This is a genomic window from Anaerostipes amylophilus, assembly GCF_025567365.1.
Lineage (GTDB): Bacteria > Bacillota > Clostridia > Lachnospirales > Lachnospiraceae > Anaerostipes > Anaerostipes amylophilus.
This window is the reverse complement of record NZ_JAOQJG010000007.1, coordinates 170,571-182,558: the sequence shown is the minus strand read 5'-3', so window position 1 is coordinate 182,558 and position 11,988 is coordinate 170,571. Positions and strand designations below refer to the sequence as shown.

Here is an 11,988-nt window from a genome sequence, read left to right as displayed (position 1 = left end):
CAGGACCATGATAAAACCAGGGGTAAAGTTTTTGTGTTTGTTCATTTTAGAGAATAAACGAAGGACAACGCTGGAGACAGAATGAAAGAGACAGTTAAGGAGAGAGCGATCCTGCAGGAAAAAATCACGGAGGGACGCATCAATGGTAAAAACGCAATGACGGTGTCTGACATTAATGATCTGTAAAGATCTCTTGCAGGATATTCATGATTCTATTATGAAGGAAAAAGACAAAAAAAGAAATCCACCCCTCAAGAATGAGGGGCAAGGGAGTTGAAGTGTCGAAGACACTTTTTTATAGAAAATTTCGATGAAATTCCCTATGAAATAAAAATGCTAATTACTCAGTACAGTCCCATGGCTACGCTGATTTTTTCGATATCCAGAGGGAGAAACACCCATCCATCGTTTAAATGCCTTAGAAAATGTTGCAGGGTCTCCATACCCGCAGGAATTACTGATGCTTTCAATAGAAAGAGTCGTTGTACTTAATAACTCAGATGCTTTCGTGAGTCGAAAAGTCGCAAGATAATCTTGAGGACTTTGTTGGAAATATTTTTGAAACAATAAGTAAACATAACTTCGATCAATACAAAGATATTTCGCAATGTCATAAATATGAATCCCATCCCAATAATTATTTTTAATATATTCGACTGCTTTGTTGATATAAACATATTCAGAATCTGTCTGTGTATCTGTCTCCATTGGATTTTCTGCAAGAATTGAAAGAAACTCATATAAAAGACCAGTTCTTCGAAGATCTGAAGCAAAACCAGATCTTGCATGAACTAGCATATCATTGACAAGCCAGTATAAATCTTTCCCTTTATCACAATGAAAAACTGGCTGCGAAGAAGAAAGACCAATCTGTTTTAATAATTCAGGAACCATCGTTCCGTTAAATCCAACCCATAAATATTCCCATGGTTCTTTTGCATCAGCTTGGTAAAAAGTAAGCTCATCTGGTTCGATAAAGAATCCTTGCCCAGTTTCTAAATGATAGGTCTTATCACCTTTTTGAAAAATTCCTTTCCCGTTTAAAATAAAATGAATTAAATAATGTGGGCGGACGGCTGGTCCAAAACTATGGAGAGGAGCTGTCGTAGAATATCCGCAAAATTGTAATAAAAGATCTCGGTCTTCATTATTTAAAAAAGTTAAAACTTGTGCTTGTTCCATAAAAAATTCTCCTAAACATGATCTGATTATAAAATATTCTGATGATTTATTCAATATTTTGACAAAAATATAAAACAAAACTTCATAACGCAAGATAAAAATAGATGCTATACTTTAAGTACATCATGAGAGAAGAAAAACAAAGGGCCTTACAATTAAAAAAGAGAAAAACGATGAATTTAACAAAAAAAGAAAAGTTTTCATTTGGCTTTGGAGTGCTTGGAAAGGACGCTATCTGCTGTTTTGTAGGTAATTTCCTAATGTTCTATTTTACAGACGTTTTGTTTTTGGCACCGGCATTTGTAGGAACATTATTCTTTGTAGCAAGAATCTGGGATGCGATCAATGACCCAATGATGGGATTAGTTGTTGATAATACTCATAATCGATTTGGCAAATTTAGAACATGGTTATTGGTGGGAACACTTTTAAATGCAGTTGTATTATACGATCATGGACGTTCCATACTGGTCATGGCTTCCTAATTTAACAAACGATCCTCATGAGAGAGAATCTTTAAACAGATCATCAATATTTTATTTAAAAACAAACAGCTGATCGCATACATTGCCATGGTATGCGTTGCCGCTGTAGCGCTCGGATTAAGTACATATGCTTGGTTTGTAAGTAATAATAATGTAGATGCAATTACAACAGATATTAGTGCACAGTCTAACTCTGCTTATCTTGTAATTCAGGAAGCAACTGCTGACAAAACAGCAACAGATAACACATCTGAATCTTCTGCAACAGCTGCAGAGGCAGTAACAAACCAGTATGCACATAAAGATACATTTTATATCGGTACTGGTGGATACGATGGCAGCTTTACGAATCTTAAAGTTGAAGATGTAAAAGTATCAGCAAAGGATAATGCTAAAGCAGATCTTAAAGATTGTGGTGTAACAGTTACATTTACTGCAACACCTTCTCAGCCAGGAAACAAAACACAGGCATAATTTAACTTTTCATACCCCACGGTTGTGGCGTGGGGTACATACCAAAGAGTAGAAGAGAAATTCTGCTTTTTGGTATGTAACGAATAATAGGGTTGAGGCAACCACTACAAACATCAGCGCAACTGCAAATGGTTTTATTCTCCAGATTGCAACTGCGGATCAAGGTCCACAACATGGTGGGGAACAAACTTCATTTAACGTAAATGTAAAACTGGCAGGTATTTCTGCTGAATAAGACAGCAAATATGAATTGAAAGGCCATGGCTTTTCTCTTTTTCTCCAAATTCCCCTATTGTCAACTATCCCCAATCTCCTCCACGCATTTTCGGTACATCTGATGAATTGCTATTTCACCGACTTCTGGTATAGTCATGTAACTGAAAAGAAAACTTCAGAAGGGAGAAATGCAATATGCGAAAAAAACAGGATATCATATGGGAGAGAAGCACACTATGGGAATCAGTGGAGAAATGGGTGAATAAGTATTTGAATAGTTACCACACTCTTTTTTATTGACGGACACACAAAAATAAGGATATAATCTGTATCAGAGAATTTACAGGGAGATAAATAAACATGAGTCAGGATATTATTAATAATCGTTTTTTTAGAAGAGTCGATATTTGCTATTGCCGATGGATACTGCGTGATCAATCTCACAAAGAATATCGTACGTGGTTCCATGTATCAGGTAGTTAATGGAAAAAAATATAATCTGAATGAACAATTAGGTTTGCCGGAAAATTCAAGCTTACAGAGTCTGGTAGATGCATGGGCATTGACCATACCTGAGGAAGATCTTAAAGATTTTCAGCACGAGTTTGACAGAGAACGATTATTAAATCGGTTTGAAAATGGTGAACGGCATATATCGTTCCGATACTGGACCAGGACTGCTACTTTTGAGCCCATGCTTGCAGAAGATCACATGGCCCTGTACCGTGAAGAGGAAACTGGAGATGTCATTGCAGTTAATTATGTTCTTGACCGTACAGAACATTACCGTTTAGAGGAAAAAGAGCGGGCACTGGAAAAATCAAACAGAGAGTATGCGAAGCTTCTGGCAGAAGAGAAAAAGCATAAGGCCATGATCGAGGAATTGACAAAGAAACTGCAAAGTCAGCTGGAGTTATTTACCGTATCCATCCCTGACGGTGTCAAAATCAGTAATGATGACCCAGAATACTCTTTCAAATATGTTTCAGAACAATTTGCAAATATGCTCGGTTACGCAACGCCAAAGGAACTGATGGATGCTTCTGGCGGTAATATTATCGGTCTTGCCCATCCAGATGACGTGAAGGTCGGACTTGCAGATGCATTAAATCAATATACTCATTCTGATCATTATGCTACTATTTACCGGATACGCTGTAAGGACGGCACATACAAATACATCGAAGATCGTGGACAGAAAGTAATAAAAGAAGACGGAACCATTGAACATTGGAATCTCATGCTGGATAAAAATGACTTCATGCACAAATCAATTGCATTGGAAAGTGAAAAGAAAGCAAATAAAAGCAAGTCTGATTTTCTCTCCAGGATGTCTCACGATATGAGAACCCCGCTGAATGGAATTATCGGATTGATGAAGATTGCTGAGAAACATTTTGATGACAGGGAATTGGTCCTGAAAAATTTCAGAAAAATGCAGGTAGCTGCAGACTATCTATTGTCTCTTATTAATGATATCCTTCAGATGAGCAAAATTGAAGATGGAAATGTACCTCTGACGCAGGAAATCATCAACTTTGAGGAATTAAGTCAGGATGTTCTGACTATCATAGAACAGCGGGCAAAAGACAGAGGAATCCAGATGCAGTTCCGTGCAAAAAAGGAAGGGCTTCGATATCCTTTTATTTATGGAAGTCCGGTACATTTAAGACAGATATTTCTTAATATTTATGGAAACTGTATTAAGTATAACCGGATTGGCGGCAAGATAATGACGGTGTCAGATTATACAGAAGCTGTTGACGGAATTACGACATATGAGTGGACCATAACTGATACTGGCATTGGTATGAGCAGGAAATACCAGGAGCATATATTTGAGCCGTTTTCGCAGGAAAGAGAGGATGCAAGAAGTACACAGCAGGGAATTGGACTGGGAATGGCGATTGTAAAAGGTCTGATTGAAAAGATGGGTGGAACTATTGAAGTTAAAAGCGAAGAAGGCATTGGCTCAACCTTTATCATCAGGATTCCGTTTAAACTTGCTCCCGCACCAGATACAGTAAAGAAAACAGCGGCACAGATGGATATCAGCGGATTAAACTTATTGCTGGTAGAGGACAATGAATTGAATGCAGAAATTACGGAAACGCTGTTGTCTGATGAAGGTGCAAATATGACAGTTGCAAGAGATGGATTGCAGGCGGTCAGAATGTTCCAGGAGAAATCGGAAGGTTATTTTGACGCAATTCTGATGGATATCATGATGCCTGTAATGGATGGGATTACTGCGACAAAAACAATCCGGTCACTGAAACATCCAGATGCTGAGACAACCCCGATTATTGCCATGACAGCAAATGCATTCAGAGAAGATAAAGAAAAGTGTCTGGCAGCAGGAATGAATGCTCACTTGGCAAAGCCTATAAAAATTGAAAACGTAAAGAGAATTTTGTGTGAATATTGTGTGTAGTGATTGCAACTTCTCAAATCCGTATACCTATTTTTCACGTTCTGTAGGATATTATAACGTAAATGTAAAACTGGCAGGTATTTCTGCTGAATAAGACAGCAAATCAGAAGATGGTGTGTATGGAAAATAATGATTACGGATTATTGTATGATGCAGCCGTTGCGTGGAAAGAACTAACAGAATATTATTATGTTTTTACATTTGGCTACAAACAGCAACTGTACACAATTCATCTATCATTTCCATCTGAAAAGGTTCCACATCTTGCAGCCAGTGAAATTGTAATAAATAATTTTATGGTGAGTGGTTTGGCGAGCCGATCGATAACTGACAATGCAGGCTGGCATACGCAAAATACACAGATTTTCTATTCAGCAATATTGACGTATGAAAAACTTTATGGTATTTTGTTTTTGATAAAAATAGAAATTATTTAAAGGCAAACCTGCTGAAAGGCAGGGACGCAAAGCCAGAAGGGGCTAAAGTCAGAAAGTTTGACCAGGTCAGCCGGTTGCCACTGTTTCCATATCATCATAATATATGGAAAAGATGTTTGAACAGAAGAGATTCCGATACCTTTTATACTATATAGATGTGTGATTTTAGAGAAATATAGTAGGGACACTGGCAGATTTTGGCAAGTGTCCTTTTTGTATGCAAAAATAGGTAACAAAACTAGCAGGGACAGGTTCTCTGTATACAGATAAAAGCAGGATAGTGAAGCATAAAACAGAGAGAGGATTTTTATAAAATGGAAAATTATGAGGACAAAATATATTCCTTAGGTGAGACTGTAACGGGACAGACACAGACCATGTCACAGGCCGTACAGAAAACACTGGAAAATAATGGTGGAGTAGGTATAATGACAGGATCTTATGACCCAAACCTGTCTATTTTGTCTGTGAATAATCTGCTGTTGCATAGTACAGGATATACATTCGATACTTTCATGGAACAGACAAAAGGCTCATTGAGAAACTTCTTTTATGGTGAGGAAGATATACTGGAGCGAGACCGTTTTTGGCAGCTTCACGGAACAGGGGAAGCACAGATCCTTGCAGCAGACGGTACAGTGAAAAATGTACGGCTTTGTAAAGAGGATGCGACAGATGAGGCGGGCAGACAGATCTGGGTTATGTCCGTACAGGTCAACTGGGATCATGTAAATTTGACACTGCTCAATGAGGCTATCTATTCCGGCTTCTGGTATTTTGACTGTGACGAAAACAGTGAGATTGTGAATGCAAACTGGAGTCATGAATTCCGAAAAATGCTTGGCTATCATAACACTTTGGACTTTCCGAATAAACTGGAATCCTGGTCAGATCTTCTGCATCCACAGGATAAAGAAAGAGTAATGGTGCAGCTTCAGGCGGCAATTAAGGATAAGACGAACCAGATAAAATACCAGGTAGAGTATCGTATGAGAATGAAGGATAATCAATACCAGTGGTTTCGGGCATCGGCAGAAGTAATACGCCGTCTGGATGGTTCTGCCAGCAGAATTGCCGGGATTTTTATTAACATTGATGGGGAGAAAAAAGAAATCATGCAGGCACAAAAATCTGCTGCTTTCCACCGGGCTTTTACGAAAGCAGATTTGTGCGAGTATTATGTGAATCTGGAAGCAAATACTTTTGATACCTTTAAGGTTGAACCGTCCCTGATGACCGTCTTTGAACAGAGTCATACGTGGGATGAATTGATCCGGCATTTTGTGGATTCCTATGTTGTGGAGATAGATAAGAAGGCGGTATCCTCTTTTTACGACCGTGGTTATATTGCAGAAAGGCTGAAGGGTCTGGAAACCGAATTGGATTTGGAGTGCCGTATCACTCTGAATGGAGAAGAACGATGGGTCCGCAATGTGGTCATACGTGGCGAGATAGAGGATTCAGAATATGCCATGATCTTTCTGCGTGATATCACAGAGGCAAAGGTAGAGAGCGCACGGCATCTGCAGATGGCAGCGGATAATGCTTCCATGGAGCAGCTGATCCAGAGTATTGTGCGTCTGGTTGACCGCTTTGTTGTCTGTGATCTGGAAAATGACAAATATGAATTCTACAATCTGAATGGACATATGATATATAAACCTCTGGGATTTTATCATGATTTTCAGATGCAGGTTCTTGAAAAATATAAGACACTGGAACCATTGGAAACTATAGATATCCTGATAGCCCCGGATAATATTCAGAAAAAACTGAAAAGTGAAAATGATATTTATAAGTTTGAGTATTGCAGCCTGGATGAAAAGACTTATAAAATCGCTTCTTATATTCCCTTGGAATGGAAGAACGGAAAGCTGGAAAAGGTATTGCTGGCATCCATGGATGTGACACAGGAGAAGAAAGCAGAGATTGAATCCCGTCAGGCACTGAAAGAGGCTTACCGGTCCGCAGAAAATGCAAATCGTGCGAAAACAGAATTCCTTTCCAATATGTCCCATGATATCCGGACACCAATGAATTCGATTGTGGGTCTGACGGCAATCGCAGGAGCAAATGTTGAGAGCCAGGACAGAGTCATTGAATGTCTCAGCAAGATCACAGAATCAAGCCGCCATCTGCTGGGGCTGATCAATGAAGTGCTGGATATGGCACGTATTGAAAGTGGAAAAATGACACTGGCACAGGAAGATTTCAATCTGTCAGATCTGGTAGATAATCTTATTACACTTACGAAACCGGTGCTTGATGAACATAAACATAATTTTGATATACACATCAATCATATTGAACATGAGGCTGTCTGTGGTGACAGCTTGAGGATTCAGCAGGTATTTGTGAATTTGATGAGTAATGTGATCAAGTATACACCGGATGGCGGGAATATTATTTTTTCCATAGAGGAAAAGCCAAATGGATTTTCAGAACTTGGATGCTATGAATTTACGATTGAGGATAATGGGATCGGTATGTCACCGGAATTCCAGAAAATCATGTTTGATCCGTTCAGCCGCGCGGATGACTACCGGACAACCAGAGTCCAGGGAACTGGTCTGGGAATGGCAATCAGCAGAAATATTGTGAACCTGATGAATGGCACTATTAAAGTGGATAGTACCTTGCACAAGGGAACTAAAATCACAGTAACAATTTATCTGGATCTTCAGGAAACAGAAAAAGAACAGGACAAAAATCTGATGAATCTGCCGGTTCTGGTAGTGGATGATGATAAGACATGCTGTGAAAGTACAGTTGCCACACTGAAGGAAATTGGTATTATGGGTGAATGGGTTCTCTCTGGCAGGGAAGCGGTTGAGCGCTGTTATGCACGGCATGAGTTGAAAGATGATTACTTTGCTGTTATTTTAGACTGGAAGATGCCGGATATGGATGGTATAGAGACTGCCAGACAGATCCGGAAACGGATAGGAAAAGAGATCACCATCATTGTATTGACATCTTATGAATTCAGCGAGATTGAAGAAGAAGCAAAGGCGGCGGGCATAGATGCTTTTATTGCAAAACCGCTGTTCCGTTCCCGGCTGACGGCTACACTGCGGCAGTTTACTTTAGGAAGAAAAGAAAAAACAGCAAGAAATTATTTGGAGAAGCTGTCAGAATCAGACTACACGGGAAAAAGGATTCTGCTGGTTGAGGATAATGAGTTGAACAGAGAAATTGCTGGTGAAATTTTGCAAATGACAGGTGCAAAAGTGGAAACGGCAGAAAATGGGAAAATTGCAGTTGAGAAAGTGGAAGTTTCTCCGAAAGGTTCGTATGATCTTGTTTTTATGGATATCCAAATGCCGGTCATGAATGGTTATGAGGCAACTGCAGCAATCAGGAGCCTTCCGGGTGAAAAGGGAAAACTGCCTATTGTTGCCATGACTGCCAATGCTTTTGCAGAAGATGTACAGCTGACCAAAAATACAGGCATGAATGGACATATCGCGAAACCGCTGGATATGAATAAGCTGAATGATGTTCTGGAAAACTGGCTGTAATTGCCTTCCTGGATGCATGGGAAAAGCAGCTAGGAAACATAGAGAGGGTTTTGTTATGACAGAAATCTCACAGGCTGTTTGCAACGAGGGAAGAGGCTGAAAAGAGTATTGAGAAGGCACCAGAGACAAAGAAGGTGCGTGGAAATCCGTATGACCGATGGTATTGAACGGAGGGTAAAGTAAATAAATGCATCAGGGAAAAACTGTTGTTGTCAGTGGAGAGATCTGCAGATGACAGCAGGTTTATTTTTTTGTCCGGAAAGTCAAAAAATCAGAGACCAGGACTCCTTGGAACAGTAGGAGGTGGTTTCTGGCAAATATGTGTATGCTGGGAAAAAGCGATGTGCAAAATATCAAAAGTTTATCCTAATCCCTGACAATGCAAGCTGGTATACGGCTATACGCTCTGAAAGCCTTATAAAAGCAAATTATAAAATCGTTAAAAGGTTGTTTGGTTTGAATTATATCCTTCAAAAGTATCATCGTTCAGTAAGTAACGTTGGTTTATTACTTGCATATAATCTTTGCATGCAGATTGTAAAGAAGCTTGGAAGAGAAAAAATGTTTGCAATGGTTGGATACAATGCATCTCTTCCACAGCAGTCAGCAGCAACATTAAATGGAATCCGTATCATTATGATCGTTATTCCAATGATCTTTGCAGTGATCAGTTACTTGATCTATGCAAAAGCATATAAATTAAAAGGTGATTATTTAGACAACATGACAAAAGAATTAAATGTGATTCATGAGGCATAAGTCTTAAAATAAAAAGGAAAAATAAGGAGAAAGTTTATGAACATTTTTTATCATGAGAAAGCACAGGAATTTCATCTACAAAATGAATCTGTCAGCTATATTATGAAAGTTTTAAAGAATGGACAGATCGGGCAATTATATTATGGAAGTGCAATACCAGATAAAGAAGATTTTACTTATTAAGAAAGAAATCTAGTCAAAGAATCACTAATAAATTTAATAGTAACTTTAAAATCATCACCTTCAAGCTATAATAAAGCAAAAGAATAGTTAGAAGGGGATTTTTATATGGCGAAATATCAAAAGAAATTAGAAGAAGACATAAGGTGCCCTCTGGAATATGGATTAACAAGAGTTTTAGACGATACAGAAATGCCAGAAGATAAAAATAATGTACCATTTTACCAAAAACATGGATTTTCTCTTATGGAAAATGGTGCGGCAATCCAGATTTGTAATTATGATAATGTGCATTAAATATTAATTAATAAATTGCGGGGATTTAATGATCAACACGTAAGCTGAAGGAATAATTTTATTTTTTTCAGAATGTTTTTTGTAGATTCCTTTATCTAGCTCTAATATTTTTTTATCAATATTTTATACAATCTGGTAGACAAGATGTTCATTAGACATATTGAAGGGGCAGAAAAAGTGATGGGAAGTTGTACATGGATGTTGATTGTATTATCAGTCATATTAACAGTGATCATGTTGCTTTTTGGAAAAAATATTTTACAGTTGTTTGGTGCAAGTAATGATACGATCATTTATGCAGTGGACTAGCGGCAATGGGTGTTTATCTGGCAGAACCGATTGTAGATACAATGGCTGTTTGTACGACAGGGCCTATGTTTTATATATATTATCGGAAATTAAAATAATATATTTTTTCATTTGACTTTTTCAAAAAATCAAAATATAATAAAAACCAAACGAGTAGCAAACAAGCGTAAATCCAGTTTTTGCCACTCGTTTTTTCTATTTTTAAAATCATAAAATGTCATTAAAAAGTGTGTAGCGAATCAGCGTAAGTCCAGCTTATTCTGATAAACTACACACTTTTTTTATGTAGAAAAAGGAGGAAAAAATAAAAATGGCAGAAAGTAACAAGATGAAGGACATGCCAGTCAATAAACTCATGATCAAGATGGGAATTCCAATGATCTTATCGATGGCATTGCAGGCAGTTTACAATATTGTAGACAGTGCCTTTGTAGGGAATATGAGAGTAGGAAGCGAGGCAGCTTTAAATGCCTTGACACTGGTATTTCCAGTTCAGATGCTGATGGTTGCGGTAGGAATCGGAACGGGCGTAGGAACGAATGCACTTCTTGCAAGGACGCTTGGACAGGGAAATCATAAAAAGGCAGCCAAGGTTGCTGGAAATAGTCTGTTTTTGGGCGTGATCATTTATGTGATCTGTTTATTATTTGGAATTTTGGGAGTAGAAGCATATATTTCATCCCAGACTGTTGATCCACAAGTAATTTCTATGGGAACAAGTTACCTTAGAATATGTGGTGTAATTTCTGTGGGGATTATATTCTTTTCACTATTTGAAAAGTTATTACAGGCAACAGGCCGATCCTTCTATTCAACGATCGGTCAGGTTGTGGGTGCAGTGGTAAATATCATTCTTGATCCGATCATGATTTATGGAATTGGTCCAGTTCCAGAAATGGGAGTTCAAGGCGCAGCTTATGCAACGGTCATCGGACAGGTAGCATCCGCAGTGTTATTGTTTATCTTTCATATAAAATTAAACAAAGAATTTGAACATGGAGCAAAGTATATGAAGCCAGATGTTGGAATTATCAAAGAAATATATGCGATTGGACTTCCAGCGATCATTGCACAGGCATTGATGTCAATTATGGTATATGTAATGAATCTTATTTTAAAATTCAGTCCTTCTGCCCAGACAGCCTACGGATTGTTCTATAAAGTACAGCAGTTTGTCTTATTCTTAGCATTTGGATTAAGGGATGCGATTACACCAATCATAGCATTTGCTTATGGGATGGGAAGTAAAAAGAGGATAAAAGATGGAATCAAATATGGTTTGATGTATACAATTGTATTAATGATCTTCGGAATTTTGATCACAGAAGGTTTTCCAGGCTTTTTTGCAACGTTATTTAACGCGGGAAGTTCCAGAGAATATTTTATTGGTGCAATGAGAATTATCTCGATCAGTTTTATTTTTGCTGGGATTAATGTGGCATATCAGGGAATATACCAAGCATTGGATGGTGGTATGGAATCATTAATTATTTCACTGCTTAGGCAACTTGTGGTCATATTACCCCTGGCAGGAATCTTTTCAATCTTTGTAAGAAATGACCAGGCAGGAGTATCTTTAATCTGGTGGGCATTCCCAATTACAGAACTTGCAGCATGTCTGATCGGATTTATCTTTTTAAAGAAGATAAGAAAAACAAAAGTGGACCGGTTAACACATTAAGAAGGAGGAAGAT

10 protein-coding genes, 2 pseudogenes and 1 riboswitch are annotated in these 11,988 nt (G+C 38.2%); of the genes and pseudogenes, 10 read left to right on the top strand and 2 right to left on the bottom strand.

Annotated features, from left to right (window positions below):
- Both OCV53_RS12620 and OCV53_RS11140 read right to left on the bottom strand, forming a co-directional pair.
- Positions 1-189: pseudogene (locus OCV53_RS12620) on the bottom strand (IS91 family transposase); the annotation flags it as partial.
- Positions 190-336: 147 nt separating this feature from the next.
- The gene (locus OCV53_RS11140; RefSeq protein WP_022374924.1) at positions 337-1,182 is read right to left on the bottom strand and encodes an AraC family transcriptional regulator; all 846 of its coding nucleotides are present in this window, start codon (positions 1,180-1,182) and stop codon (positions 337-339) included.
- A 173-nt stretch (positions 1,183-1,355) separates the two neighbouring features.
- Here OCV53_RS11140 and OCV53_RS11135 point away from each other — a divergent pair.
- The 10 genes and pseudogenes from OCV53_RS11135 to OCV53_RS11090 all read left to right on the top strand — a co-directional run.
- Positions 1,356-1,704, top strand: a pseudogene (locus OCV53_RS11135) (MFS transporter); the annotation flags it as partial.
- Positions 1,705-1,754: 50 nt separating this feature from the next.
- Complete coding sequence (locus OCV53_RS11130) at positions 1,755-2,141, top strand: hypothetical protein (protein ID WP_055198314.1); 387 nt, start codon at positions 1,755-1,757, stop codon at positions 2,139-2,141.
- A gap of 646 nt (positions 2,142-2,787) precedes the next feature.
- Positions 2,788-4,791 carry a hybrid sensor histidine kinase/response regulator gene (locus OCV53_RS11125; RefSeq protein ID WP_055198312.1) on the top strand — a complete coding sequence of 668 codons (2,004 nt, stop codon included), beginning with the start codon at positions 2,788-2,790 and terminating at the stop codon, positions 4,789-4,791.
- 119 nt (positions 4,792-4,910) lie between these two features.
- The gene (locus OCV53_RS11120) at positions 4,911-5,228 is read left to right on the top strand and encodes a PBECR4 domain-containing protein (RefSeq protein ID WP_055198310.1); all 318 of its coding nucleotides are present in this window, start codon (positions 4,911-4,913) and stop codon (positions 5,226-5,228) included.
- A riboswitch (cyclic di-GMP riboswitch) is annotated at positions 5,220-5,310 on the top strand. Its footprint overlaps the gene before it by 9 nt.
- A gap of 232 nt (positions 5,311-5,542) precedes the next feature.
- Positions 5,543-8,749 (top strand): response regulator, encoded by a 3,207-nt coding sequence (locus tag OCV53_RS11115; protein ID WP_055198308.1) that lies wholly within the window; start codon positions 5,543-5,545, stop codon positions 8,747-8,749.
- 456 nt (positions 8,750-9,205) lie between these two features.
- A complete protein-coding gene (locus OCV53_RS11110; RefSeq protein WP_148368964.1) occupies positions 9,206-9,508 on the top strand; it encodes a hypothetical protein in 303 nt (100 codons plus the stop codon).
- A gap of 36 nt (positions 9,509-9,544) precedes the next feature.
- The gene (locus OCV53_RS11105) at positions 9,545-9,691 is read left to right on the top strand and encodes a hypothetical protein (protein WP_022374522.1); all 147 of its coding nucleotides are present in this window, start codon (positions 9,545-9,547) and stop codon (positions 9,689-9,691) included.
- 105 nt (positions 9,692-9,796) lie between these two features.
- Positions 9,797-9,985 (top strand): hypothetical protein, encoded by a 189-nt coding sequence (locus OCV53_RS11100; RefSeq protein WP_022374521.1) that lies wholly within the window; start codon positions 9,797-9,799, stop codon positions 9,983-9,985.
- Positions 9,986-10,129: 144 nt separating this feature from the next.
- Complete coding sequence (locus tag OCV53_RS11095; protein ID WP_081020117.1) at positions 10,130-10,294, top strand: MATE family efflux transporter; 165 nt, start codon at positions 10,130-10,132, stop codon at positions 10,292-10,294.
- 310 nt (positions 10,295-10,604) lie between these two features.
- Entirely contained in the window at positions 10,605-11,975 is a 1,371-nt protein-coding gene (locus OCV53_RS11090; protein ID WP_055198304.1) for an MATE family efflux transporter, read from the top strand.
- The last annotated feature ends 13 nt before the right edge of the window (positions 11,976-11,988 follow it).